Here is a 25833-nt window from a genome sequence, read left to right as displayed (position 1 = left end):
TCAAAGGCGTTCGGATCACATCGGAGATCTGAACGTTCAGACCGACTATGTCGCGCCTGCCTTGCGCTAGGCTGTACTGACGATCCGCGACAGTTCCTGAACGAGATTGTAGCCGTCCCAGATGACACCCATGTCCAGTGCCTTGCCGACCGGCACGATACGATCGATACCCGTCAATCCCTGTTCGATAATTTGCTGAACCAGGCCATCCCGGTCGACACCGAAGCTTGTCAGCGTCTGGTAGCGTTCACCGACGATCTCGGACAAGCAGCTTAAATCCTCGGTGATATATTCGTAGAAGAAGCCGTACTGGCCACGGTGGCGTTCGATATCGGCAGGCAGCGCGTTCAGGCTGACGCGATAGATCAGGTTGTCGTGCCGCCTGCTGCCGGTTGCTTCCGACAGCGTATTGGCCGCCCGGCAAAGATTGACGAACTTGTCGACGGCGTGGACGGGTGCAATGTTGTAGCGCTCTTGCAGATACTCGGCCATGGCCGACCAGAATCGATCCTTGGCTCGTTCGGCCTGCGCTTCATTTCCCTGCCAGATGACGAGATGCGGAGATGAGCAGGCATTCTGATCGAGAAGGAACGTATCGTTGAAGAAACCTCTGGTAAGTTCGGTTATCTCCCGGTCATCCGCGTCGACAACAGCCGCAGGGTTCATCAGGCAGAATGAATAGCGGTCGGCAAAGGCAATATCGACGCCGCGCGGATGCGTGGGAAGTTTCCGCAGATGGGTTATCGTCGCATCGCCCCCCCATAGCAGACGCGCCTGGCAATGGGCCGAAAGGATTCCGGTAATCTCGTCGCTGCGCGGATAGCGAATCAGGCGGTTCATTGCGCCGATCCTGCTATGCTCCGACATGGCGAAAAGCCTGTTGATCTCATCGCAGATGATCTCGACCTGCGGAAAGTCGGCTTCCGGAATGCGCACGATATTGGCGTTGCCGGCGAGCAGTCCGAAGGCAAAGGAAAAGGCAAAATTGACGGGAACGTTGGCGGGTGCGATGTGCAACACCAGGCCGCGGCCAAGGCGCGGATATTGCTTGCCGAAATCGCGAGACATCCTTGCGAGATTTGCCGACCTGCACCAATAGGCGAATGTCGCGATATCGGGATATTGGCGGCTTGCAGGCAAAGCCAGCAGCGCTTTTGAAAGAGCCGATAGGAAGTTCACCGCCTGCTCCGAATAGGGTGGCAGCGGTCTGCATTCCAGCACACTTAAGGCATCACCAACGCGAAGCGTGACGGGTAGTTCAGGAATTTGCTTCATATGTGTCGCTGCAGCCTCTGACCTCGGCCTTGGCGACGCGACCGGCCACAGAGAAATATTTGCCGAGTCGGCCGCATGGGCAGTTATCCTCGCCTTCGATCCGGCCGATATCCTCCGTCAGCAGCGCATGTCCGGGATAGCTGCGGGGGATGAGGGACATCACCTCAATCAAGCCGTTGCTTCCGGCTTCCAATGGCTGAAAGTCGGTGGGATCGCGAATAATGACATCGGCGTAGATCGGCGCGTGGAGATGACCTTCCTCGCATTCGAGAAAGATCGACCCGGTTTGCTCGACCATCCCGTAATAATTTACGATCCTGTCGATGCCCGTACATTCGGAAATGGCCGCCCGGAACTCCCTATTGCCGACGGCCTGATCCTGCAGCTTCTTCCATCCACCGCCATGCAGTACGATGCCATTGTCGAGCGCAAGGCGTTTTCCTAAGGCTTTCAACGGCGCGTAGAAATGCTGCCAGATCATGAAGGTAAAGCCGAACAGAAAAATTGGCTGATTCGGGTGGCGTTCGAGAAAGGCTTCGATGGCCGGTAGATCGAGCTGCATCTCATCGTTGAGCGCATAGGTCACGTCCTGGCCGAAAAAGGAAAAGCCGAGTATGCCGGCGCCGCGGGCCGAAAAGGCGTTTCTGTTGCGCAGAACGCTCGGTGAATCGATGACCAGCATCGGCAAGCGCTTCTTGCCAAGGAGCTCGGCCATCAGCCGGGAGAGCACCTTGCTCTGCAGCGCCGCTGTCTCCTTGTCGAGATAGATACGCGATACCTGTTGGCCGGACGTGCCCGACGATGTCATCGTCTTGAAAATCTGGTCCTTCTCGATACTCATCAGATCGAGTTCTTTGAACAGGCGGACCGGTATGAACGGAACGTCTTCCGGCTCGTCCACCTGCTCTTGCCCATCGTAGACGATATCGAGGATACGGCTGTATTCCCCACAGCGACCGCGATGCCATTCGGTCAGATCGCGCATTGCCTGCGTGAACGAATGGGATTTTTCAGCAGCATTCAACGAATAGGGCTCGAGATTAAGCCAGTGAGAATGATCTGGTCCACTCATATGAGCGCGTTTCCTGCGAGCAGCTTGAGCTGGCTATATAGAATTTTTCCGGCATCACTTCGTGGCACTTCGGCGATCGCATAGACGCTGACTGCCTTTGGATTGATTCCGAAATCCGAGGCGACTTTGCTCTTGATTAGCTTGCCTGCCTCGCCTGAACCTTGAGGAATATACACCTCAAGCATATCGTCCTGGCCGGCGCAAATAACGGTGTGACCGGCAGCCAGCAATTGCGCCTCGACATCCTGCAGGTTGATCCGATGACCGAACATCTTGAGGAAGCGCTTCAAACGGCCAACGATGTAATAATCTCCGTCTGAATCTCTGCAAGCAACGTCTCCGGTGCGCAAAACACCATCGCGCTGATCGCCGAGCGCAAGGTCTTGATATCCTTCGGCATACCCCATTGAAACATTGCGGCCCCGATAGACGAGCTCGCCAGCCACGCCCGGACCTTCGATTATTTCTCCGTCTTCGTTTTCCAGCCAGAACTCACCGCCTGGGATCGGTTGTCCAATGCTGCCGGCTTTTGCCTGCGTTTTCTCGGGCAACAGATAGGACATGCGGGCAGTCGCCTCCGTTTGTCCATACATGCTGAAATAACGGATACCCTTGCGCTCGCAGTGTTCAGCAAACTCCCGCGTCAGTTCCGGCTCCATGCGCGCACCGGCTTGCGTCAATGTCTTAAGGCTTGGCAGATCCATCAAGTGGAAGCGCAATTTCTTTAGCATTTCAAAGTGATAGGGCACACCGCCGAAGCTGGTTGCCCCGGCCGACTTCAGGAAGTCCCAAAAGCCTCGATCAAAAAAGGTCCTGTTTGTCAGCGCGATCGTGCTGCCCGCCAGTATGTGGCTATGCAGAATCGAAAGGCCAAAAGAATAGCTGGGCGGCAGCGTCGTGATCGGACGTTCGTCGGCCGTGATATCGAGATATCGCCCGATTGCAGCGGCATTGCTGAGCATGTTGTCGTGCGAAAGTCGGACGAATTTCGGTGTGCCGGTGCTGCCCGACGTGCTGAGCAGCAATGCCAGGGATTCATCCATGGGATAGGTCTCATCCTCTGCGGAGGCGACGAGGCTGTATCCCAAATGAGAGAGCAACACCCTTCCATCGACAAATTCACTGACGCGCTTCTCCGGAAGCCACGCAAAAGCCGGGCGATAGGCTGATACTAGGTTCTGGAATAGTGCAGGCGCTAGATTTGTCCCGAGCATGAGCGGAACAGCATCGACGGACAGCAGGCTGAGATAACCCGACAATCCACCCGGCTCGTTATCGCACATGCAAAACACGAGCCGACGACGGGTGTCGCGAAATGCGGAATTTTCGTTCAGGTGGTTTTGGCTCGAATAGGAGAGGTTTGTTCCATCATCGCAGTGAAACAGGATACGGTCCGCATGGAGCGAGAGGCTATCTCTCAGGCGAGAGATGTTTTGGATGGATGAGATCATCGAGAGGTTCACTCAGAGCTGCCCTTAGCGTCTCACCTTCCACAAGGCTCCGATTTGGCGTGTAGCCGCAAACGCGTGACCCTACCGGGAAGCGGATGTCATGCACCAGTTCCAGAGACCTTGATCGAGCGAGTGCCCGAATCAATAAGCCTAATTAGATATCGCGCTTATAGTATGCCCGCGCCATGAAGCCAAAACCACCGCGTGGAACGGACGGACGGCGAATTGTTGAAGAATGGCAGTTAGGATCGCACTGGAGACTAGAATAGCATACGCTTGATTTGCAGATTGGGCATGAGCCCGGCCGTATGCGCAGCGCGATACGCGTCGCGCGCAGCATCGAACGTCACGCCCCACATGATGGCGCTCAGAAGAAAGGCGATGATGTAGACCTGAATCCGCATGGAGCCATAGAAATGGAGCATATTGGCATATATGTGGCAATGTTGAAGCGGGCCGCTCTGGCCAGCTTCATGACAAAAGCTATTTTAAAACAAGCTATTTCGAAAGGAAATGGTGCCCAGAAGAGGACTCGAACCTCCACGCCTCGCGGCACAGGTACCTGAAACCTGCGCGTCTACCAATTCCGCCATCTGGGCGACGGAGAGCCATGTAAGGGGGTGGCTCTTTGCTGTCAACAGTGTTTTTGAAGTTTTGCTGACAGTGGGTGAAAAAGCTTCATGAGGTCTCTTATCGGCAGCGTGCCCTGCGGATGGCGCGGCCTGTTTCTCCGACCTATATAAGAGATATCGGAAAGGAACATGTCATGTTCGACCTTCGCTCTGCTCTTCTTGTCGGTCTACTTGCCGCGGTGCCTGTTGCTGAGGCCGGGGCCGCCTCGCCGTCGCTTGGGCCAGTCGATACGCGATCAACGATCTGCGATTATCGAGGCTGTTTTGGTTTCGGTCCGCAACAATGGCATCGCCCGGCCTATGTCCAGCCGAACTATCGCCCGCCGAATGCCGTCGGTCCGAAATATTATCAGCCGCCCGGCACACCGCCGCCGAGACTGACCTACGACCCGCCGCCGGTGCAGCGGGTGCAGCCTTCGGCTGACAATCAGACCCGCCATCAGCAATGGTGCCGGAACGAATATCGCTCCTACAATCCGCGTACGGATCGTTTCCTGACCTATGAAGGCATCTACAAGACCTGCAACTCGCCTTATAACTGACTGTCAGCTTTCCAGTGAGGCACGGTCGGTATGGCCGAGATCGCGGTTGGGCTCGATGATGTCGCGCACGCGCTGTTTGAGTTCCTTCGGCCCCGGAAAACCGCCATCCCGCTTGCGCTCCCAGACGAGATCGGCATTGACGCGGATTTCGAAATTGCCGCCGGTACCGGGAATGAGGGCCACCTCGCCAAGGCTATCAGTGAACGTCTGTAGCAGTTCCTGGGCCATCCAGGCGGCGCGGAGCAGCCAGTTGCACTGGGTGCAGTAGAGGATGGTGACGCGGGCTTTCTCGGTCATGGGAGGCTCCTTTTTTCAAGGGATCTAGGGACTCGCGAGAGGCCCCGCAATCCGCTGACGCCGAATCAGCGGACCGAAAGTTCGGATTCAGTCTTTTTTGATAATTTTCCGTTAGCTATTCCGGATTGGTGTTTTCACGGAATGGCTGAAGCACCTAGTTCATATTTTGCGTACGGGTGCTCATGCGTTCCACGGCTGTCCCAGCGATCCTCGTTGCCTGCCTCGCTCTGGCGGGTTGCTCGTCGGCTTCCGGTCCGGAAAGCCTCGCCACTGGCGTCACACCGAAGCCTTCGAAGGAAATCACGGCTTCCGTCACCCCGCCGCCGGCCCCTGTGCCGCAGGCTACCGTCGCCGCGGTTGATGGAGATGATGCGGTACCGCAGGCGAGCCTTGCCTGGGAAGCGCCCGTGCCGGAGCCGCGTGCCTTTTCGGCGATGACGCCTTCAGTTGTTTCGCAGCCCGGAATGCCGGTTCCGAGCGAACGCCCTGTCGAACTCGCAATGGCGGCGGCACCCGCCATCGAGTCGCCGACTCGCGGACGCTCGCGTGTCTATGGCTATGGTTTCCGCGATGCCAAGCCGATCAATTTCGGCAAGATCTCGCCGCGTAAGCTCGCCGTTCACGGCGTCGATGTTTCCCGCTGGCAGGGTAACATCGATTGGGAAACGCTCAGAACCCGCGGTGCGAATTTCGCCTTCATCAAGGCCACGGATGGCGGCGACCATCTGGATCCGATGTTCAAGACCAATTGGCGGGGCGCCAAGGAGGCCGGCATCAAGCGCGGCGCCTATCACTTCTTCTACTGGTGCCGCACAGCCGGTGAACAGGCCGACTGGTTCATCCGCAACGTCCCCCGCGATGCGGACGCATTGCCGCCGGTGATCGATGTGGAATGGAACGGCGAATCGAGCTGCAAGGTCAAGCTTTCGCGCGCCCGCGTGCTCGAAAAGATGCAGGTCTTCATGGACAAGATCGAGCGCTACTATGGCAAGCGTCCGATCATCTACACGGCTCCGGATTTCTATGCCGACAATCTCGAAGGCGCCTTCCCGAACCATCACTTCTGGCTGCGTGCGGTCGCGCAGCATCCTTCGAAGGTCTATCCGAACCGCAAGTGGCTCTTCTGGCAATATTCCGGCTCCGGCCTCTCGCACGGTGTCGAAGGCCGCATCGACCTCAATGTCTTCCGTGGCAGCGAGGAAGAATGGCACCGCTGGGTGGCCGGGCTCTAAAAGGAAAAGGCCGGCTCAGCGGCCAGCCTTTTCTTTCATATTCTATGCTGGAGTTCCGGATCTCCCGGTTTACTCGTCGCCCATTTTGAGCGCGGCGATGAAGGCTTCCTGCGGGATCTCCACCTTGCCGAACTGGCGCATGCGCTTCTTGCCTTCCTTCTGCTTTTCGAGAAGTTTGCGCTTGCGGGTGGCGTCGCCGCCGTAGCACTTGGCCGTCACATCCTTGCGCAGCGCCGAGATGGTTTCGCGGGCAATGACGTTGCTGCCGATCGCTGCCTGAATCGGGATCTTGAACATGTGCTTCGGGATCAGTTCCTTCAGCCGCTCGCACATGTCGCGGCCGCGCTTTTCAGCCGCAGCGCGGTGGACAAGCATCGAAAGCGCGTCGACCGGCTCGCCGTTGACGAGGATCGACATCTTCACGAGATTGCCTTCGCGGTAGCCTTCGAGGTGATAGTCAAAGGAAGCATAGCCCTTCGAGATCGACTTCAGGCGATCATAGAAGTCGAAGACGACTTCGTTGAGCGGCAGCTCATAGGTCACCATAGCGCGGGTGCCGACATAGGTCAGCTCGGTCTGAATGCCGCGCCGGTCCTGGCAGAGTTTCAGAATGCCACCAAGATAATCGTCCGGCGTCATGATCGTGGCCTTGATCCACGGTTCGCGGATTTCGGCGATCTTGACGACATCCGGCATGTCAGCCGGATTGTGCAGTTCACGCTCGCTGCCGTCGGTCATCGTCAGCTGATACACGACGGAAGGAGCGGTTGCGATTAGATCGAGGTCGAATTCGCGCTCGAGGCGCTCCTGGATGATTTCGAGATGCAGGAGGCCGAGGAAGCCACAGCGGAAGCCGAAGCCGAGAGCGGCCGACGATTCCATTTCGAAGGAGAAGGATGCATCGTTGAGGCGTAGCTTGCCCATCGCCGCACGCAGGTCTTCGAAATCGGCCGCATCGACCGGGAACAGGCCGCAGAAGACGACGGGCTGCGCCGGCTTGAAGCCCGGCAGGGCCTCGGTCGTCGGGCGCTTGTCTTCTGTGATCGTATCGCCGACGCGCGTATCGGCCACTTCCTTGATCGAGGCGGTGATGAAGCCGATCTCACCTGGGCCGAGGCTGTCCACATTGACCATCTTTGGCGTCAGCACGCCGACGCGCTCCACCTGATACTTGGCATCCGTGCCCATCATGCGGATCGTCTGGCCCTTGGACAGTACGCCATCGATGACGCGCACCAGAACCATGACGCCGAGATAGGTGTCGTACCAGCTGTCGACGAGCAGCGCCTTCAACGGCGCCTTTTCGCCGCCGGGGCTTTTCGGCGCCGGCAGCTTGTGGACGATCGCTTCCAGCACGTCGGGGATGCCAAGACCGGTTTTGGCCGAGATCAGCACCGCTTCGGACGCATCGATGCCGATCACTTCTTCGATCTGTTCCTTGATGCGGTCGGGTTCGGCCGCCGGCAGGTCGATCTTGTTGAGAACGGTGACGAGCTCGTGATTGTTGTCGATCGCCTGATAGACGTTGGCCAGCGTCTGGGCTTCAACGCCCTGCGACGCATCAACGACGAGCAGCGAACCTTCGCAGGCCGAGAGCGACCGCGACACTTCATAGGCGAAGTCGACGTGTCCGGGCGTGTCGATCAGGTTCAGTACATAGGTTTCGCCGTCCTTCGCTTTGTAGTGAAGGCGCACGGTCTGTGCCTTGATGGTGATGCCGCGCTCACGCTCGATATCCATATTGTCGAGCACCTGCTCGGACATCTCGCGCTCGGCAAGGCCGCCGGTCGTCTGGATGAGGCGGTCGGCAAGTGTCGATTTGCCGTGGTCGATGTGGGCCACGATCGAGAAGTTGCGGATATGGGATAGCGGAGTCGTCGAATTGGTGCTCATGCGCGCCATATAGCAGCGCGCAGATCGCCCGCAAAGCGGTAATTATACCGGGGTTTACCCTATTTCACCGACTGCCGAGCTGTCCTCAGACCGGCCACTTCTCCAGCCGCCAGGCCGAATCCCAAAACATCCATTCATATTGGGAGGCGCGCACGAAGGCGTCCATCATCTGCTGACGCTCTGTCGCCGAGGCGGCGCGGGCGGCGATATCCGTCAGCGCGATCACTTCGCGGGCGCCGGCCGCAAATTGCGGATCGCCATAGGTGTTGATCCAGGCCTGGAACACATTGCCCTCGATCGCCGGCCTGCTCTTGATGCCTTCGCCAACATGCCAGTAGATCCAGAAGCAGGGCAGGATGGCCGAAAGGGCAACCGCGTAGGAGCTGTGATAGGCTGTCGCCAGCAGGAAATTCGTATAGGCGAAGCAGGAGGGCGAGGGCTCGGCAGCCGTCACGTCCGCGCTTGAAATGCCGAACTGCGTGAGAAAGCCGGCATGTAAGCCCTGCTCGACGGTGATCGCCTTCTGCGCTGAGCCGAGGAAGCGCAGCACCTGCACATTGTCGGGTGCTTTGGCGGCGACGATGGCAAGGCACCGGGCATAGTGCTTCAGATAGATCGCGTCCTGCAGGATGTAGTGACGGAAGATTTCCGGCGGCAGCGTGCCGTCGGAGAGCCGTTCCAGCAGTGGCAATCGCTCGATCTCGGCCATGATGGGCTTGATCCGGTCCCAGGCGGCAGTCGTAAAGCCTCCCACCGTCTCAGTGCCCTGCGTGATGCCGTCCATGCTGCTCTCCGATCTTGAATGCCGCTGCCATATATCGACGACGCTGTGGTGAAAGCAAGGCTGCTCACGAGGGCTTGATTCCATCATTAGATCGTGTATTTCTCTTATAGTAGAATCACGGATTGAAAAATGGAACAGGAACTCGAACAGGCAATCGGTATCCGCATCCGCACGCTGCGGCTGGAAAAAGGCCTCACGCTGGATGATCTCGCTACTGCCTCCGGTGTGAGCCGCGCCATGATCTCCCGTATCGAACGCGCAGAGGCGAGCCCGACGGCTTCGCTTCTGGCAAGGGTCTGCGCCGCACTCGGCCTGTCATTGTCGGAATTCTTCGCTGACGAAGGGCAGGCGGCCTCGCCCCTTTCTCGTCGTCAGGACCAGCAGGTCTGGAGGGATCCCGAAACGGGCTATATGCGCCGCGCCGTCTCGCCGCCGGGTACGGCTTCCGATGTCGATATCGTCGATGTCGAGTTTCCCGCTGGTGCCCGCGTCAGCTTTCCGCCGCATGCCGCAAGTCGCGGCATGACCCAGCATGTCTGGCTCTTCGATGGCGAGCTGGAAATGACCGTCGGCGAAACCGTTCACCGCCTCAAGCCCGGCGATTGCCTCTTCATGCCGGTTGGCGATGGCCATGCCTTTCACAATCCAGGTCACGTGCCGGCACGCTATTGCGTCGTGCTGGATCACGGTGGCCGCTAGTTCACGCGCTTATCTATCAGGGGAATATTTATGCCGACCATCCGCCGCCTCTCCGCCGCCGAAGCTCGCGCGGCCATTCCCGATCTTTGCGAGGTGCTTGCCGATTGCGTCAACGGCGGCGCCTCGGTCGGCTTTATGCAGCCGTATACGCTGGCAGATGCCGAACCCTACTGGCGTAGCGTCGCCGAAGCCGTGGCAGATGACGCCACGCTGCTCCTGGTCGCCGAAGTCGACGGCAAAATTGTCGGCACCGTACAGGTCGGCGCGGCCCAGATGCCGAACCAGCCGCATCGCGGTGATTTGAAGAAGCTGCTCGTCCATCGCTCCGCTCGCGGCCGTGGCCTGGCGCGTCTGCTGATGGAGATGGCCGAACAGGAAGCGGCTCGTCGCGGCAAGACGATCCTCGTGTTGGACACCGCGACCGGCAGCGATGCCGAAGCGATCTACCCGCGGCTCGGCTGGGAGCGCGTCGGCGTTATCCCTGATTACGCGCTGTGGCCGGAAGGTGGGCTTTGCGCCACCACCTTCTTCTACAAGCGGGTAGCCTGAGCATTCACCGTAAATGCGGCGATGGCATCGGCAAGCGCTGATGCCGGCGTCCAATGCAATGCCTTCCAGCCGAATTGCGTGGCGGCCGCAATATTCTCTTCGACATCGTCGATGAAGCCGATCTCATGCGGCGCCACATCGACGCCATCTGTCACAAGGCGAAAGAAATGGCTTTCGGGCTTCCGAGTACCAAGCGCTGCGGAATAGAAGATGCCCTCGAAAAGCGCCCCGAGTTCAAGCACGTCACGCAAATAGGCGGCGCGCCGATGCTCCTGATTGGTGGGAAGGTAAAGAAGCGTGCCTTCGTCCTTCAGGCGGGCCAGATCGGCAAGCAACTGCCGGTCCAGGCGTGAGTCGTTTTCAAACCAGTAGTCGAGCAGCGTTTGGGCGCTAAGATGCGGCGCGATCCGGTCGAGAACGTCCGTCAAACGAGGTTCGATTGGTTCCTTCCCCGTGATGATCCCTGCCCAATAGGGTTTGAAAAACTCTTGCTGAAGCAACGGTGCGGAGAGGCCGAGATCACGCTCGAGATAGGTAAAGTGAGGCAGACCGTCCGTCGGTCGTCCGTGAACCAGCACATCATCGACATCGACCATCAGGATTTTCATGGGTTTAATCTCGTGAGGAAAAGGGACGCATTCTGAAATCGGTTTGAACGTGGCGTCATCAGCAGCAGCGATCAAGGCGTGTTCAGCGCTTTTTTCTTCGCGCCGGCCTGTGTAAGGCTTGAGTATGACAGGCTGATTTGCGGAGGACACTGTGCGCGTCATCTATTCCGAGGACCACAAGCTGCGTGATGCGAAAACGGAGCTGCATGACGGTCAGCTCGTGACGCCCTTCGAGGCGCCCTTCCGCGCGGAGTGGATTCTCGCCGCAGTGCAGGAGGCGGGTTTCTCGGATGTTGTCGCGCCAGAAGCTCATGGCCTCGAAACGGCATGCAAGGTGCATGATCCGGCTTACCTGGAGTTCCTGGCGACGGTCTGGGATCGCTGGGTGGCGGCGGGATACAAGGGCGAGGCGATCGCCAATTCCTTTCCGGTCCGCCGCACAAGCCAGCGTGTGCCCGAAAACATCGTCGGCGCGATTGGCCATTATGCCAATGCGGCCGATACCTCGATCAGCAAAGGGTCCTACGAGGCAGCTATTGCCTCGATGCGTTGTGCGGTGACGGGCGCGGACTGGCTGAACGCAGGCAGCCGTTTCGCTTTCGCCCTCTGTCGCCCGCCCGGCCATCATGCCGGCGTCGATCTCTTCGGCGGCTATTGCTTTATCAACAATTCCGGCGTTGCTGCCCAGCGCCTTCTGGATCACGGTGCGAAAAAGGTTGCCGTGCTCGATGTCGATTTTCATCACGGCAATGGCACGCAGGACCTCTTCTATCGCCGCGGCGATGTCTTTACCGCGTCGCTGCATGGCGATCCCGTCCACGCCTTTCCCTATTTCCTCGGCCATGCGGATGAAGTCGGCGAAGGAAAGGGCGAGGGCGTCAATCGCAATTACCCGATGGCGCGCGGAACCGGTTTCGAGGTCTGGTCGGCAGCCCTTGCCGATGCGCTCTCGCGGATCAGGGCATTCGGCGCGGAAGCGATCGTCGTCGCCCTCGGCGTCGATACGTTTGAACGCGATCCGATCTCCTTCTTCAGGCTGAAATCGGAGGATTTCATCCGTATGGGTGAAATGATCTCCGCTGCCGGCCTGCCCGTCGTTACCTGCATGGAAGGTGGCTACGGCGTGCCGGAAATCGGCCTCAACGTCGCCAATGTGCTCAAGGGCCTGGAAGCCTGATCGCTGCACATGACCGACGAGACCGTTCCATCCGATATCCCGACGCCCCGCATGCTAAGCTGGGCGCGCAACTCCACGATCTATCGTCTCGAGCGGCGCATGATGACGGAAAAGCAGCTCTTCAATGCCATTACCCGCAAGGCGAAGGAGAAGTTCGAGGATATCAGTGCTGCACAGCTAAAGGCCGTTGCCGATTTCGCCGTCAAATTCGCCTATGACAACAAGGCGATCGATGATGGCGCCTATGCCGAGATCCGCGCGCGTTCTGCCGTGCGCAGCGGCAAGTCGAAGCGCGCCATCGCCCGGAAGCTTGCCGTCAAGGGCGTATCGAGCGACAAGGTCGAGGCTGCGCTGGAAGAGGCCGACGATCTTTATGCCGCGGCGATCTTCGCCCGCAAACGTGCCTTCGGCCCCTTCCGCCGCGTCGAGCTGGATGAAAAGCGAAAGGCAAAGGAGCTCTCCGCCTTCGCCCGCAACGGCTTTAGCTTTGATATCGGCAAGACGATCTTCGAGATGAGTTTCGAAGATGCCGAAGAACTCATCCTTGCCGGTCGTCTCTGATATCGCATCAAGGCTCTTGCTGGCCCGATCAGAAGTTTGAATTTGTCGCTCGCGCTTTGCCTTCGTATGAAGAGCACGCAATCGGAGACTTCAATGGAAGACAAGACGAATGCCGGCGCGGGCACGCTGACCGCTCAGCCATCAACGGCATTCGGCGGCGCCGCGGCTGGCGGGCTGATGTGCGTGATGTCCATGTCATCGATCCAGTTCGGGGCAGCACTTTCCTCTTCGGCCATTGCCACCTTTGGGCCGGTGGGTGCCACCTGGCTGCGCCTCGCCTTTGCCGCCATTATCCTGGCGATCGCCGTGCGCCCGCGCATGTCAAGCTACAGCCGTGCCCAATGGACAAGTGCTTTGGTCCTCGGCACGACAACCGCGTTGATGACCATGAGCTTCTTCTCGGCGATCGAGCGCATTCCGCTCGGTCTTGCCGTGGCGATCGATTTTCTCGGTCCGCTCACTGTAGCAACCATCGGCTACGGATTCGGCCGGCGGCTAGTCTGGCCGCTCGTTGCCGCGCTCGGTGTTCTGGCTCTGGCGCATGACGGCGAAGGCTGGGTTGGCGATGCCTTGGGCGTTCTCTTTGCATTCGGCGCGGGAACCGGCTGGGCGATCTATATCGTTCTCACGAAGAAGATCGGCGCGAGCTTTAAGGGGCTGGAGGGGCTTTCCATGTCGCTCATGGTGGCTGCCGTGGTCGCGACGCCCTTCGGTTTTGCCGGCGCCGTGCCGAAGCTTGATGTCTTCGGCCTGATTGAAATGGCAGGCCTTGCCATTCTCGTGCTGCTGCTGCCCTACACACTGGAGCTGATCGCCCTGCGGTGTATGCCGACATCCTCTTTCGGCATTCTCATGAGTCTGGAACCCGCCATCGCAGCGCTCGCAGGTTTCCTCATTCTGTCTCAGCCCATGACTCCCTTGCAGATGGCCGGAACCGCGCTGGTCGTTGCCGCAAGTGTCGGTGCGACCTTTTCGGCAGGGCAGTGAGCATCAGCCCGTCTTCTTCGTGGGATCGTCGAGCGCCGGATTGTAGAAGAGAGATAGGGTCAGGCTCTTGGCGATCCGCTCCGCCGTCGCCATGAACCAGTCCTTGGCATCCGGTGTGGGTGCCACATCGTCGAGCGTTTGCGAAAACAGTGAAAGCCACTTTGGAAAAAGCTCCGGCGTCATGTTCGCGACGCCGAGATGCGCCTGCACCGGCTTGCCGCCATAGGCGCCGCTGCGGAAGGCAACGGCCGACCAGAAACTTTTCATTTTGTCCATATGTTCCGGCCAGCGTCCGGAAAGCCGAGCATCGAAAACCGGCCCAAGCTCGGGATGCGCGAGCACCCGCCCATAGAAAGTCTCCACCAGCTTCGAAATGAAGGCCTCGTTCACACCGATCTCTTTCATCTCGGCCTCGGCTTTTTCGCGGATCGCGGCAACATGCGCGGCCCGCCCCTGTATCTCGCTATTCATCTTTAACCCCGGTGCTGCTTGCAGCTAGCAGCCCTCATATAGGTTGATGCGCCATTTCAGCAAAGGGCGATCGGCTGATCGCGGCATTCTGTCAATCCGGCCGGGCTTTGACCTTGACCCGTGCAGCTTGTCTCTTTAAATTTAGAATAATTCTAAAATTATTGGAGCATATCTATGCTGGCCCGGTTTTTCAGATCACCAAAACGTTCCTTCCGTTCCCTCTCCGAGCAGGAAATTCTGGCGCTCGCCATCGCCTCGGAAGAGGATGATGCCCGTATCTATCTCGCTTACGCGGAACATCTGCGACACGAGTTTCCGGCCTCCGCCAAAGTATTCGAAGATATGGCTGAGGTAGAAGACACGCACCGCAAGTCACTGATCGAAATTCATCGCCAGCGCTTCGGCGAGCGCATTCCCCTGATCCGCCGAGAACATGTCGAAGGCTTTTACGAGCGCAAACCCGACTGGCTGCGCGCCAACCTCTCTCTCGATGCGATCAGGCAAGAAGCCGAAGAGATGGAAGCACAGGCCTACCGCTTCTATGTCGAAGCGATTAAGCAGACCTCCGATGCCTCGACCCGCAAGCTGCTCGGTGATCTCGCGCTTGCCGAACAGGGTCATGAGGACATCGCCCGTATGCTCGGCGACAAGCACACGCCTGAACAAGTGAAGAAGGAGGAGGATGAGACGGCGCGGCGACAGTTCGTCCTGACCTATGTGCAGCCGGGCCTTGCCGGCCTCATGGATGGCTCCGTCTCGACGCTGGCGCCGATTTTTGCCGCCGCCTTTGCCACGCAGGATACCTGGCAAACCTTCCTCGTCGGACTTTCGGCCTCGGTCGGCGCCGGCATCTCGATGGGTTTCACGGAAGCCGCCCATGACGACGGCAAGATCTCCGGCCGGGGCTCACCGATCAAGCGCGGCCTTGCTTGCGGTATCATGACGGCGCTCGGGGGCCTTGGTCATGCGCTGCCCTACCTCATCCCGCAGTTCTGGACCGCGACCATCACCGCTGCCATCATCGTTTTCTTCGAACTGTGGGCGATCGCCTTTATCCAGAATAAATACATGGAGACCCCGTTTCTGCGCGCCGCCTTCCAGGTAGTCGTCGGCGGCAGTCTCGTGCTGGCGGCAGGTATCCTGATCGGGAATGGGTGAGGAGCGGTCGGCGCATCCGAGCAATCGATCCGGTGGATCGATTGCAGCGACGAACGCCCTGAGCCCAAAGCGAAGGGCCGGACGCGGGTGCGGTAAATACTGAATACTGAAAATGAAAAAACCGGCTTTAGCCGGCTTTTTCACACTCCCCCTCAAAACTCTTTATTTCAAAGCGCCGACCAGAACGTCGCGGCCATTCTCGATGGTAACCCAGCGGCCGGCATTGAAGCTCGACTGGCGCTTGATGAACGTATAGGGCGTCGAGAACCACGGCTTGACCTCGGTCGCGAGGTTGTCGAGCACGAAGTCCCCCTCGGCCGTGCGCAGCGTCAGCACCGCGTGGCCTTCACCGTCAGGCTTGCGCACGACGGTCATCAGCAGGTCGGCAGGCGAGAAGCCCCGCTGGATGAGGATACGGCGCTTCAGGAGCGCGAAATCCTCGCAGTCGCCGGCCGTGGTTGGATAGGCCCAGACCTCGTCCTTGCCGTAAATTTCCTTGTCGGTCATCGGCGTGATGGTGCGATTGACGGTCGCGTTTACCGTACGAACCGTAGCCCATTTCGCGCCGGTCATGGCCACTGGACCGCTATTGCGGTTGGAACCGCATTCTGCGCGATGCGTCTGACAGAAATCGTAATGACCGATCGGTTGCGATGTCGCACTCCCGGTTACCATAGATGCATTCTTGCTCGGAGCCGGAATAGCGGCCGGCGCCATTGCAAACACGGCCATCATGGCCACGACGAAACCCTTGATCCGCACGCCCTACTTCCCTGCATCGCCCTTTATTTATTAACAAACAGTTAACGGAGAGGGCGGAAAGGAGTCAATCGTTACTTCTTGGGAGGGCTTTGCAACTCGTAGACATGGTTAAAATGCAACGTAACCCTGAGGATAGTTGCATATGACCTGTGCAACCGCCTCCCTATGTTCGGATGGTTGCATATTACTTTATAGCAGTCGGCCTTCGCCTAACGGATGAGGCTTTTAACGACGTTGCGCAATCGTTCGATATCCTGCGGACGTGAAAGCCTATGGTCGCCATCGCGGATGAAGGTCAGCACCACATCGTCGGCAGGAAGATGTTCGACCAGCTTCATTGCGTGCAGATAGGGAACGTCGGCGTCCTTCATGCCCTGTAGAATATGGATTGGACAGCCCGTTTCGATAATGCCCGTCAGCACCCGGTTCTCGCGCCCGTCTTCGATGAGTGCCCGGGTATAGATATTGGGCTCAGGACTATATTGCGAGCGCTCTTCGAAATAGCCGCGCTGTTCGAGAGAGGTGCGTTCCTTCTTCTTGAGGTTCGGCTCGATGAGATCGGAAGTGAAATCAGGCGCCGGTGCGATCAGGACCATGCCTTCAAGCTTCGGGCCGCCGTGCTTGGCAAGCTCCTGCGCCACCCGAAGTGCAATCCAGCCACCCATCGAAGAGCCGATCAGGATCATCCGTTTCGGCGTGTTATGGCGGATCACCGCGAGCGCTTCCTCCAGCCAGCGCGAAATCGTACCGTCCGTGAAGGCCCCACCGGAAAGCCCGTGGCCGGAATAATCGAGGCGGATGCAGGCTGCGCCCAGTTCCGCGGCCAGCCGATCGATTTCGACCGCCTTGCTGCCGCTCATGTCCGATCGGTAGCCGGATAGCCAAACGAGCGCAGGAAGATCGGTATCATCCTGAGCTGGACGCACCAGCATGGCGATCCGCCGTGCAAGCTCGCGTTCGCCGACATCGAGGAACTCGGGCTCGGGGACGGGCATCTGATCGGACATCGGGCTCAACTCCTGTTGTTTTGGCCTATAAAACAGATTCTTGACGGGCTGACAGCGGGTGATTTTTCCGCTAAAGGATGTTATTGAATCCGTTGCAGTGATGACGTGACCCGTTTGTGCCCCCATTGGATTAGGGACACGAAGCTGCAACGTTCCGATCAACGCGAGGAGAATACGACCATTCGCAGACCCTTTAAAGCCGACGCGCCCGTAAAGGATGGGCCGCGCTCGAACCGGGAGATCCGCATTCCCAAAGTTCAGCTGATTGCGGCTGACGGACAGAATATGGGCATCGTGCCCACCGACCAGGCCTTGAGAATGGCGGAAGAAGCCGGCCTCGACCTCGTCGAAATTTCCCCCAATGCCGAACCGCCGGTGTGCAAGATTCTCGATCTGGGCAAGCTGAAATATGCCAACCAGAAGAAGGCTGCCGAAGCGCGCAAGAAGCAGAAGATTGTCGAAGTCAAAGAAATCAAGATGCGTCCGAACATCGACACCCATGATTATGAGGTGAAGATGAAGGCGATGGGCCGCTTCTTTGACGAAGGCGACAAGGTGAAGGTAACGCTGAAGTTCCGTGGCCGCGAAATGGCCCACCAGGAACTCGGCATGAAGCTTCTCCAGCAGGTCAAGGCGGACACGCTCGAGATCGCCAAGGTTGAGGCCGAGCCCAAGCTCGAAGGCCGCCAGATGATGATGGTGCTGGCGCCGAAGTGAACCGGTGCCCGCATCCTTTCGCTCAAAGCCGTCCGACAGGGCGGCTTTTGTGTTTCCCGGGGCGGCAAGATTCGTCATTCGCCCCGTTGCACTTTCATGGCGCTGCGGTTATAAGCGCGCGTCCGAACTGACCGGCAGGGCATGCCGTGGCAGTTTCGAATGCTTGCGGGCAGGTTTCGTCACTGGACCCGCAGATCAACAACAAACGCTCCCGCGCGCCTTTGGCGAAGACCGGATACCGGGCTTTCGCAGAAGGGCTTCTTTTAACGAAGCGGGTGAGGAGCTCTCAGAATGGAGTAGCAAAATGCCCAAGATGAAGACGAAGTCCTCTGCCAAGAAGCGGTTCAAGATCACCGCCTCCGGCAAGGTCAAGGCGGCTGCCGCTGGCAAGCGCCATGGCATGATCAAGCGCACGAACAAGTTCATTCGCGATGCACGCGGCACCATGGTTCTGGCAGAACCCGATGGCCGCAAGGTCGTGAAGAACTATCTGCCGAACGGTCTCTGAGACTATTCCGGTAACGCGTTAGATTAAGGAGATCATGAAATGGCACGTGTAAAGAGAGGCGTCACCGCCCACGCCAAGCACAAGAAGGTTCTGAAGCAGGCCAAGGGTTTCTATGGCCGCCGCAAGAACACCATCCGTACCGCCAAGGCTGCCGTCGATCGCGCCAAGCAGTACGCATATCGCGACCGCAAGGTTAACAAGCGCAATTTCCGCGCCCTCTGGATCCAGCGTATCAACGCTGCCGTCCGCGAATTCGGCCTGACCTATGGCCGCTTCATCGACGGTCTGAACAAGGCTGGCATCGAAGTCGACCGCAAGGTTCTCTCCGACATGGCAATCCATGAGCCGGAAGCATTCGGCGCGCTGGTTGCTGCGGCCAAGAAGGCCCTTGAGTACCTCAAGGAAACCGGCACGGCTAACGAGTTTGAAGGCGCGGTTCGGTAACCAGCGCTTCCCAAGCTTGACGCTTTTTTGAATTTTGGGAAACCCGCGCTGGTTTGGGCTAGCGCGGGTTTTTCTTTCTCTATAGTGCTGGCGCGGCCTTGCCGAGCCCGCCTTTCGAACGCCGCCTGATCCGGACGAAAAGAAGACAATGTCAGATATCGACCAGCTCAAATCCTCCTTGCTTGCCGAAATTGCCGCCGCCAATGATGAGCCTGCGCTCGAAGCCGTCCGTGTCTCCGCGCTCGGCAAGAAGGGCTCGATTTCCGAGCTCCTGAAGACGCTCGGTGCTATGACTCCGGAAGAGCGGCAGACCCGTGGTGCCGCGATCAATGCCCTGAAGAACGAAGTGACCGACGCCCTTGCCAACCGCAAATCGGTGTTGAAGGAAGCGGCGGTCAACGCCCGTCTCAAGGCCGAAACCGTCGACGTCAGCCTGCCGGTACGCTCCTCGCCGGCCGAGCGCGGCCGCATCCATCCGATCAGCCAGATCGTCGACGAGATCACCGCGATCTTCGGCGACATGGGCTTCTCGATTGCAGAAGGTCCCGATATCGAGACCGATTACTACAATTTTACGGCTCTGAATTTCCCGGAGGGCCACCCGGCCCGCGAAATGCACGACACCTTCTTCTTCAATCCGGATGAGAAGAGTGAGCGCAAAGTTTTGCGCACGCATACCTCGCCGGTGCAGATCCGCACGATGGAATCGCAGAAGCCGCCGATCCGCATCATCATTCCCGGCAAGACCTATCGCCAGGATTCCGATGCCACGCATTCGCCGATGTTCCATCAGGTCGAAGGTCTGGTCATCGACAAGAAGGCCAATGTCGCCAATATCCGCTGGGTGCTGGAAGAATTCTGCAAGGCCTTCTTCGAGGTCGACAGCGTGACGATGCGTTTCCGCCCGTCCTTCTTCCCCTTCACCGAGCCCTCTTTCGAGGTCGATATCCAGTGCGATCGCTCCGGCCCGATCGTCAAGTTCGGCGAAGGCACGGATTGGATGGAGATCCTTGGCTGCGGCATGGTTCACCCCAACGTGCTGCGTTATGGCGGTCTCGATCCGGACGAGTATCAGGGCTTTGCCTGGGGCATGGGCCTCGACCGCATCGCCATGCTGAAATACGGCATGCCGGACCTGCGCGACTTCTTCAACGCCGATGTCCGTTGGATGAACCACTACGGCTTCCGCCCGCTCGACATGCCGACGCTGTTCGGCGGCCTCAGCGTTTAAGGGAGGATTGGAACTATGAAATTCACGCTCTCCTGGCTTAAAGATCATCTGGAAACGGACGCCACGCTTGATGAAATCTGCGCTCGGCTGACCGAGATCGGACTGGAAGTGGAAGATGTCGATGACAAAGCCACCTTCAAGCCCTTCGTCATTGCCAAGGTTCTCTCGGCTGAAAAGCATCCGCAGGCCGATCGCCTCAAGGTGCTCATGGTGGATATCGGCCAGGGCGCTCCGGTGCAGGTCGTCTGCGGCGCACCCAATGCGCGCGCTGGCCTCGTCGGCGCATTTGCGGCGCCCGGCACCTATGTTCCCGGCATCGACGTAACGCTGTCGGTCGGCAATATCCGCGGTGTCGAAAGCCGCGGCATGATGTGCTCGGAAAAGGAACTGCAGATTTCCGACAATCACGATGGCATCATCGATCTGCCTGACGATGCGCCTGTCGGCACGAGCTACGCCACTTACGCCCATCTCGACGACCCGGTCATCGAGATCAACCTGACGCCGAACCGTCCGGACTGCACCTCGATCTACGGCATTGCCCGCGATCTCGCAGCCTCTGGCCTCGGCACCCTTAAGACGCGCCCCGCTCCCTCCTTCACCGTCGAAGGTGAAACACCGGTCAAGCTGACGCTCGATCTTGACGATCCGAAGCTCTGCCCGGGCTTCGGCCTCAGGCTGGTGCGCGGCGTCAAGAACGGTCCGAGCCCGCGCTGGATGCAGCAGCGGCTTCTTGCCATCGGCCTGCGGCCGATCAATGCGCTGGTCGACATCACAAACTACATGACCTTCGATCAGGGGCGGCCGATGCACGTCTTCGACGCCGCCAAGGTCAGAGGCAACCTGACCGTCCGCCGCGCAAGGGAAGGCGAAACTGTGCTGGCGCTCGACCAGCGCGAGTACAAACTCGGCCCGAACAACGTCGTCATCGCAGATGAGGACGGCGTTGAATCGATCGGCGGCATCATGGGCGGCGAACATTCCGGCTGCGACGAAAACACCGTCGATGTGCTGATCGAATCCGCTCTCTGGGATCCGATGAACATCGCCAAGTCCGGTCGCACGCTCGGCATCATCACCGATGCCCGCTACCGCTTCGAACGCGGCGTCGATCCGGAATATATGGTTCCGGGGCTCGAGCGCACGACGGAACTCGTGCTCGAGCTTTGCGGCGGCATGCCGGCCAAGGCCGAGATTGTCGGTTACAAAGGCTACGAGCCGAGGGTCGTCGACTTCCCCTATTCGGAGGTCAAGCGACTGACCGGCCTCGAAGTCTCGACGGAGGAAAGCAATATGATCCTGACCCGTCTCGGCTTCAGGGTTTCGGGCTCCGGCGAACGCGTTTCCGTCTCCGTTCCCTCCTGGCGTCCTGACATCGATGGCAAGGCCGATCTCGTCGAAGAGATCATGCGCATCCATGGCGTCGATAAGATCAAGCCGGCGCCGCTCGAAAGCCATGCCGCCGTCAACGGCCGTATCCTGACGGTGCTGCAGATCCGCACCCGCGCCGCCAAGCGCGCGCTCGCCTCGCGTGGTATGCTGGAAGCTGTCACCTGGTCCTTCATTCCGGAAGACCAGGCAAAACTCTTCGGCGGCGGGTCCGCAGCCCTCAAGCTCGCCAATCCGATCGCCGCCGAAATGTCCGATATGCGGCCTTCGCTTCTGCCGGGCCTGCTGACGGCTGCCCAGCGTAATGCCGACAAGGGCTATGGCGACGTCGCGATCTTCGAAGTCTCGGGCACGTATGAGAACGATACGCCGGAGGGCCAACGCCGTGTGGCCGGGGGCATCCGCCGTGGCACGGCGTCGCTCGCCGGTGCTGGCCGCATGTGGTCGAACGCCTCAAAAGGCGGCGGCAAGCCGGTCGATGTTTTCGACGCCAAAGCCGATGCACTCGCCATTATCGAAGCTTGCGGTCTGCCAACGGCCAACATCCAGATCGAGCCGGGTGGTCCCGAATGGTATCACCCCGGCCGCTCCGGCACGATCAAGATGGGTCCGAAGGTGATCCTTGGCTATTTCGGCGAGTTCCATCCGACCACGCTTGAAAAACTCGATGTCTCCGGCGCGCTCTGCGGCTTCGAAGTTTATCTCGACGCCATGGCAGAGCCGAAGAAGAAGGCAACCCGCACCAAGCCGGCCCTCGACCTCTCGCCCTTCCAGGCTGTCAAGCGCGACTTCGCCTTCGTCGTCGACAAGACGGTGGAAGCCGGTGCCATCATCAAGGCGGCAGCTGGTGTCGACCGCAAGCTTATCACGGGCGTGAACGTCTTCGATATCTTCGAGGGCGCCTCGGTCGGCGAGGGCAAGAAGTCGGTCGCGATCGAAGTCCAGATTCAGCCGGCTGACCGTACGCTGACCGACGAGGACTTCGAAGCGCTGACCCAAAAGATCGTCGCCAGCGTTGCCAAGTTCACCGGCGGCGTTCTGAGAAGCTGAGCCGGCTACAGGCATGATATCGATGACCGGCGGCGTTAGCTGCCGGTCTTCTCATATATGAAGGTGATAGAGCTTGCTGACGATGGTCCAGCGGCCCTCAATCTTCAGCAAAGAAAGATAATCGGTAAAGCGCATGCCGGCAAATTCGTCGGTGACTTTCACCGTCGCCGCATCGCCTGATATATCGATGCTGCCGATATCCATGTAGGGCTGGGTGCCGGGCGGTGCTGCCCCCTCCTCGATTATTGCGGCAATAAATTCATCACGAGAAAGCCATTCAACCGCATTCTGATAGTGCCCGATGATTGAGCTCTTCGGGTGGAACGCTTTCTTCAGGGCCGCCTCGTTGGCGAAGGCCATACCCTCCACGTAGAGATGAACCGTTGCTTCGATTGCCTGCCTGTCGGCCATATCGACACCTCGCCCATGTTCCCAATGAGATGATAGCGGGGTGGCGAGCGAAGACAAGGTCGGAGGAGGAAGAGCAGCCAGTGACGACTGCTCTTCTATCCAACATCAGGCTGCTCGCGAAGCCTTCTGGTTTGCAGCAGTCGTCGCGAGTTTGGTCAGGAGCTGGTCGGTCTTGCCTTCTTCCTGCAGCGTCTGGTCGAGAAGCGTGACGGCTTGCTTGAAGCCGAGCGTCTGCGCCCAGGTCTTCAGCGTGCCATAGCGGGCGATCTCGTAGTGCTCGACGGCCTGGGCCGAGGAGATCAGACCGGCGTCGATCGCGGGCGTGCCGTTGAATTCCTCGATGATTTCCTCGCCTTCGGCGATGATGCCCTGGATTGCCTCGCAGGTTTTGCCCTGGGCGCGCTTGCCGATGATCTCGAAGACCTGCTGCAGCCGTTCCACATGGCCTTGAGTTTCTTCAAGATGCTTCTCAAACCCCGCCTTCAGCTCCTGTGACTGGGCAGCGCGCGCCATTTTCGGCAGAGCGCGCACAATCTGGCGTTCGGCATAGTAAATGTCCTTGAGCGTATCGTAAAACAGATCTTCCAGCGTCTTTTCCTTGGCCATTGTTTCCGTTCCTTGTTTGGGAGTTTACGCGCTTGCGGCGACACTCCGTAAAGTGTGCTCGGCGCTAATTGTTCCCTCCGTATTTCGGGTGGAACGGCATCGCCGTCCGGGCGATGATGTCAGAAAGAATCGAGGAGAGAGCGCATGAAGAGACCGGGGTCGATGAAGGGGCTTGAGGATCTTGGCCGGGTACGTCTGTCGAAGAACTTCTTCTTCCGAGATTTTCTCCATTCCGAGATCGCCGATTTTTATCGCATCCCGAATATCCCCGAAGATCCCGACCTCGCCATCGAGACGGGCAGGCACCTGTGCGAGGAATTGCTGGAACCGTTGGAGGCAACCTTCGGGCGCCTGCATATCCGTTCCGGCTACCGTTCGCCGCCGGTCAACCGTTTTGGCAACGAGAACAAGCTGAACTGTTCGACCAACGCTGCTACAGCCGCTCATCACATCTGGGATATGCTCGACCTTGAGGGCTGCATGGGGGCCGCTGTCTGTATCGCCGTGCCTTGGGTTGTCGATCGCTACAGCGATGAAAGCGATTGGCAAAGGCTTGCATGGTGGATCCACGACCATCTGCCTTACGCGTCGCTCTGCTTCTTCCCGAAACTATGGGCCTTCAATATCCAGTGGCATGAGCGGCCGAAACGGGTGATCCAGAGTTACGTGCGCCCGCGCGGCATCCTCACCAAGCCAGGTATGGAAAACTGGGAAGGCGACCATTCGCAATGGTATGAAGGCTTTCCGCCGCTCAGAAATTGATGCGATAGCGGATGTGTCCGTCGCTTTCGACATAGGAGTCATAGAGCGTGCGGGCTGTCTTGTTCTGCTCGCTCGTATGCCAGTAAAGCCGCGACCAGCCATTCTTCTTGCAGAGATCGACGAGGTCGTCCATCAGCGCCCGGCCGACGCCCCTGCCGCGCGCTTCCCTCGACACGAACAGGTCTTCCAGATAGCAGTCCTTGCCACGGATCCAGGTGCCCTCATGCGTCAGGCAGAGCGTGAAGCCGACGACCGCTCCGTCGAGTTCCGCCACCCGCATGAAGATAGCCGACGCCGGATCAAAAACCCGGCGCCAGGTGGAATCGGTGATGTCGGCACCGACGGTGACCTCGTAGAAAGCGAGATAGTCGGCCCAGAGCGCACGCCAGCGCATCTCGTCTTCAGGCTTCGCATCGCGGATCGTCACAGTCATCCCGTCACCTCGTTTCAGGCGCCTGCCTGATCAAGCAGCGCCATCGCCTCGTCGGAAAGCTTGAGCGTTGCGGCTTTCACCAGGCTCTCAAGCTGGGAAAGGCTCGTAGCACTGGCGATCGGCGCCGTCACGCCCTTCTTGCGCAGGAGCCAGGCAAGCGAGATTTCTGCTGGCTTGGCGCCAGTCTCCGCCGCGATCTTGTCGAGGGCGGCAAGAATACGCATGCCCTTGTCATCGAGATACTGCGCGACCCGGCCCTCGCGTGCGCGCCCCTCCGTATCCGCCTTGCTGCGGTACTTGCCTGAAAGGAAGCCGGCTGCCAGGCTGAAATAGGTGATAACGCCGATATCTTCCTTCAGGCAGAGGTCGGCAAGCGGGCCTTCGAAGCTCGAACGTGCATAGAGATTATATTCCGGCTGCAGCGCCTGATAGCGCGGTAAGCCCGTCTTGTCTGCGGCGTCAAAGGAGGCCTGCAACTGGCTTGCATCAAAATTCGAGCAGCCGACGGAGCGGATCTTGCCCTGTTCGAGAAGCTTGGCATAGGCACCAAGCGATTCCTCATGCGGCGTATCGGCATCCGGCCAGTGCGAAAGATAGAGGTCGATATAGTCGGTCTGCAGGCGGCGCAGTGAATCCTCGACCGCCTTCAGGATATAGTTCGCCTTCAGCGTCTTGCCTTGGCCCATGTCTGAGCCGACCTTGGTGATGATGATTGCCTTGTCGCGGGAGACCTTCCCCTTCTTCAGCCACCTGCCGATGATCTCTTCGGAATCGCCGCCCTTGTTGCCCGGCACCCAGGCGGAATAGACGTCGGCCGTATCGATGGTGTTGAGGCCAGCGTCGAAAAATGCGTCGAGAATGTCGAAGGATGTTTTCTCATCGGCCGTCCAGCCGAATACATTGCCGCCGAAGACGATCGGCGAGACCGAAAGACCTGTTTTTCCAAGCCGGCGCATTTCCATGGCGCTCTCCCAAAATGCTGAAGTGATTGAAATCTGCGAAGCGGCAGAACGCCGTCCGCAAATAACCTAGCGCGGAGTACCCTCGAAGGAAACCAAACTTCCGTGATCACCCGTCGCGCCATTGCGCCACATGAGTGGGCTGAATAAGGTGCGCCCAATCGAT

The 25833-nt window shown here is 59.0% G+C and carries 28 protein-coding genes and 1 tRNA gene; 14 read left to right on the top strand and 15 right to left on the bottom strand.

The annotated features are described in order from the left end of the window. Positions 1-66: 66 nt before the first annotated feature. From EV281_RS10400 to EV281_RS10385, 4 genes are all read right to left on the bottom strand, one after another. Complete coding sequence (locus tag EV281_RS10400) at positions 67-1275, bottom strand: acyl-CoA reductase (RefSeq protein WP_132652996.1); 1209 nt, start codon at positions 1273-1275, stop codon at positions 67-69. After that, on the bottom strand, positions 1259-2347 hold the full coding sequence (locus tag EV281_RS10395) for an acyl-protein synthetase (RefSeq protein ID WP_132652995.1): 1089 nt from the start codon (positions 2345-2347) through the stop codon (positions 1259-1261). The genes EV281_RS10400 and EV281_RS10395 overlap by 17 nt, the downstream gene beginning before the upstream one ends. Further along, on the bottom strand, positions 2344-3798 hold the full coding sequence (locus EV281_RS10390) for an AMP-binding protein (protein ID WP_132652994.1): 1455 nt from the start codon (positions 3796-3798) through the stop codon (positions 2344-2346). The genes EV281_RS10395 and EV281_RS10390 overlap by 4 nt, the downstream gene beginning before the upstream one ends. 514 nt (positions 3799-4312) lie before the next feature. Next, a tRNA-Leu gene (locus tag EV281_RS10385) sits at positions 4313-4397 on the bottom strand. A gap of 167 nt (positions 4398-4564) precedes the next feature. Between EV281_RS10385 and EV281_RS10380 the strand changes: the two genes are divergently transcribed. Beyond that, positions 4565-4972, top strand: coding sequence for a BA14K family protein (locus EV281_RS10380; RefSeq protein WP_132652993.1), 408 nt, complete (start codon positions 4565-4567; stop codon positions 4970-4972). A gap of 3 nt (positions 4973-4975) precedes the next feature. On the opposite strand, the gene EV281_RS10375 is transcribed toward EV281_RS10380, so the two are convergent. Next, complete coding sequence (locus EV281_RS10375) at positions 4976-5269, bottom strand: SelT/SelW/SelH family protein (protein ID WP_132652992.1); 294 nt, start codon at positions 5267-5269, stop codon at positions 4976-4978. A gap of 182 nt (positions 5270-5451) precedes the next feature. On the opposite strand from EV281_RS10375, the gene EV281_RS10370 reads away from it, so the two are divergent. Then, positions 5452-6501, top strand: a complete 1050-nt coding sequence (locus EV281_RS10370) for a GH25 family lysozyme (protein ID WP_132652991.1) — start codon at positions 5452-5454, stop codon at positions 6499-6501. 69 nt (positions 6502-6570) lie between these two features. Here the strand turns inward: EV281_RS10370 and lepA are convergent, their stop codons facing one another. Together lepA and tenA are read right to left on the bottom strand one after the other, a co-directional pair. Continuing rightward, a complete protein-coding gene (gene lepA / locus EV281_RS10365; RefSeq protein ID WP_132652990.1) occupies positions 6571-8403 on the bottom strand; it encodes a translation elongation factor 4 in 1833 nt (610 codons plus the stop codon). Positions 8404-8479: 76 nt separating this feature from the next. Next, complete coding sequence (gene tenA / locus EV281_RS10360; RefSeq protein ID WP_132652989.1) at positions 8480-9178, bottom strand: thiaminase II; 699 nt, start codon at positions 9176-9178, stop codon at positions 8480-8482. A gap of 129 nt (positions 9179-9307) precedes the next feature. Here tenA and EV281_RS10355 point away from each other — a divergent pair, with 129 nt between their 5' ends. Beyond that, positions 9308-9877 (top strand): XRE family transcriptional regulator, encoded by a 570-nt coding sequence (locus EV281_RS10355; RefSeq protein WP_132652988.1) that lies wholly within the window; start codon positions 9308-9310, stop codon positions 9875-9877. 30 nt (positions 9878-9907) lie between these two features. Beyond that, a complete protein-coding gene (locus tag EV281_RS10350) occupies positions 9908-10426 on the top strand; it encodes a GNAT family N-acetyltransferase (protein ID WP_132652987.1) in 519 nt (172 codons plus the stop codon). Here EV281_RS10350 and EV281_RS10345 read toward each other — a convergent pair. Continuing rightward, on the bottom strand, positions 10408-11034 hold the full coding sequence (locus EV281_RS10345) for an HAD-IA family hydrolase (RefSeq protein ID WP_132652986.1): 627 nt from the start codon (positions 11032-11034) through the stop codon (positions 10408-10410). The genes EV281_RS10350 and EV281_RS10345 overlap by 19 nt on opposite strands. Before the next feature lie 151 nt (positions 11035-11185). On the opposite strand from EV281_RS10345, the gene EV281_RS10340 reads away from it, so the two are divergent. The 3 genes from EV281_RS10340 (at position 11186) to EV281_RS10330 (ending at position 13759) form a co-directional block, all read left to right on the top strand. Further along, positions 11186-12211, top strand: coding sequence for a histone deacetylase family protein (locus tag EV281_RS10340; RefSeq protein WP_132652985.1), 1026 nt, complete (start codon positions 11186-11188; stop codon positions 12209-12211). Positions 12212-12220: 9 nt separating this feature from the next. Further along, positions 12221-12772: a recombination regulator RecX gene (gene recX / locus EV281_RS10335; protein WP_132652984.1), complete on the top strand. Its 552-nt coding sequence runs from the start codon at positions 12221-12223 to the stop codon at positions 12770-12772. 93 nt (positions 12773-12865) lie between these two features. Then, positions 12866-13759, top strand: a complete 894-nt coding sequence (locus EV281_RS10330; RefSeq protein ID WP_132652983.1) for an EamA family transporter — start codon at positions 12866-12868, stop codon at positions 13757-13759. Positions 13760-13762: 3 nt separating this feature from the next. On the opposite strand, the gene EV281_RS10325 is transcribed toward EV281_RS10330, so the two are convergent. Continuing rightward, positions 13763-14230: a truncated hemoglobin gene (locus EV281_RS10325; RefSeq protein ID WP_132652982.1), complete on the bottom strand. Its 468-nt coding sequence runs from the start codon at positions 14228-14230 to the stop codon at positions 13763-13765. A 174-nt stretch (positions 14231-14404) separates the two neighbouring features. Between EV281_RS10325 and mbfA the strand changes: the two genes are divergently transcribed. Then, positions 14405-15388, top strand: coding sequence for an iron exporter MbfA (mbfA, locus tag EV281_RS10320; protein WP_132652981.1), 984 nt, complete (start codon positions 14405-14407; stop codon positions 15386-15388). Positions 15389-15550: 162 nt separating this feature from the next. On the opposite strand, the gene EV281_RS10315 is transcribed toward mbfA, so the two are convergent. Further along, the gene (locus tag EV281_RS10315; RefSeq protein ID WP_132652980.1) at positions 15551-16150 is read right to left on the bottom strand and encodes a transglutaminase-like cysteine peptidase; all 600 of its coding nucleotides are present in this window, start codon (positions 16148-16150) and stop codon (positions 15551-15553) included. A 209-nt stretch (positions 16151-16359) separates the two neighbouring features. Continuing rightward, on the bottom strand, positions 16360-17157 hold the full coding sequence (locus EV281_RS10310) for an alpha/beta hydrolase (RefSeq protein ID WP_132652979.1): 798 nt from the start codon (positions 17155-17157) through the stop codon (positions 16360-16362). A gap of 180 nt (positions 17158-17337) precedes the next feature. On the opposite strand from EV281_RS10310, the gene infC reads away from it, so the two are divergent. From infC to pheT, 5 genes are all read left to right on the top strand, one after another. Beyond that, positions 17338-17874, top strand: coding sequence for a translation initiation factor IF-3 (gene infC, locus EV281_RS10305; protein ID WP_132653231.1), 537 nt, complete (start codon positions 17338-17340; stop codon positions 17872-17874). A gap of 304 nt (positions 17875-18178) precedes the next feature. Continuing rightward, positions 18179-18382: a 50S ribosomal protein L35 gene (rpmI, locus tag EV281_RS10300; protein ID WP_028750884.1), complete on the top strand. Its 204-nt coding sequence runs from the start codon at positions 18179-18181 to the stop codon at positions 18380-18382. A gap of 39 nt (positions 18383-18421) precedes the next feature. Continuing rightward, positions 18422-18826 (top strand): 50S ribosomal protein L20, encoded by a 405-nt coding sequence (gene rplT / locus EV281_RS10295; RefSeq protein ID WP_007813309.1) that lies wholly within the window; start codon positions 18422-18424, stop codon positions 18824-18826. Positions 18827-18974: 148 nt separating this feature from the next. After that, positions 18975-20057, top strand: a complete 1083-nt coding sequence (gene pheS, locus EV281_RS10290; protein ID WP_132652978.1) for a phenylalanine--tRNA ligase subunit alpha — start codon at positions 18975-18977, stop codon at positions 20055-20057. Between the two features lie 15 nt (positions 20058-20072). Beyond that, positions 20073-22496, top strand: a complete 2424-nt coding sequence (gene pheT / locus EV281_RS10285) for a phenylalanine--tRNA ligase subunit beta (protein ID WP_132652977.1) — start codon at positions 20073-20075, stop codon at positions 22494-22496. A 51-nt stretch (positions 22497-22547) separates the two neighbouring features. On the opposite strand, the gene EV281_RS10280 is transcribed toward pheT, so the two are convergent. Continuing rightward, entirely contained in the window at positions 22548-22907 is a 360-nt protein-coding gene (locus tag EV281_RS10280; protein ID WP_132652976.1) for a nuclear transport factor 2 family protein, read from the bottom strand. A 105-nt stretch (positions 22908-23012) separates the two neighbouring features. Next, positions 23013-23513: a ferritin-like domain-containing protein gene (locus EV281_RS10275; RefSeq protein WP_132652975.1), complete on the bottom strand. Its 501-nt coding sequence runs from the start codon at positions 23511-23513 to the stop codon at positions 23013-23015. A gap of 144 nt (positions 23514-23657) precedes the next feature. Here EV281_RS10275 and EV281_RS10270 point away from each other — a divergent pair, with 144 nt between their 5' ends. Continuing rightward, entirely contained in the window at positions 23658-24275 is a 618-nt protein-coding gene (locus EV281_RS10270; protein WP_132652974.1) for a hypothetical protein, read from the top strand. Here EV281_RS10270 and EV281_RS10265 read toward each other — a convergent pair. Together EV281_RS10265 and EV281_RS10260 are read right to left on the bottom strand one after the other, a co-directional pair. Continuing rightward, positions 24265-24708, bottom strand: a complete 444-nt coding sequence (locus EV281_RS10265; RefSeq protein WP_132652973.1) for a GNAT family N-acetyltransferase — start codon at positions 24706-24708, stop codon at positions 24265-24267. The genes EV281_RS10270 and EV281_RS10265 overlap by 11 nt on opposite strands. A 14-nt stretch (positions 24709-24722) precedes the next feature. Further along, a complete protein-coding gene (locus tag EV281_RS10260; protein ID WP_132652972.1) occupies positions 24723-25670 on the bottom strand; it encodes an aldo/keto reductase in 948 nt (315 codons plus the stop codon). Positions 25671-25833 lie beyond the last annotated feature (163 nt).

Source organism: Rhizobium sp. BK418 (assembly GCF_004341105.1).
Taxonomy (GTDB): Bacteria; Pseudomonadota; Alphaproteobacteria; order Rhizobiales; family Rhizobiaceae; genus Rhizobium.
Note: the sequence above shows the minus strand (reverse complement) of the source record. Positions and strands in the feature narration are given on the sequence as shown.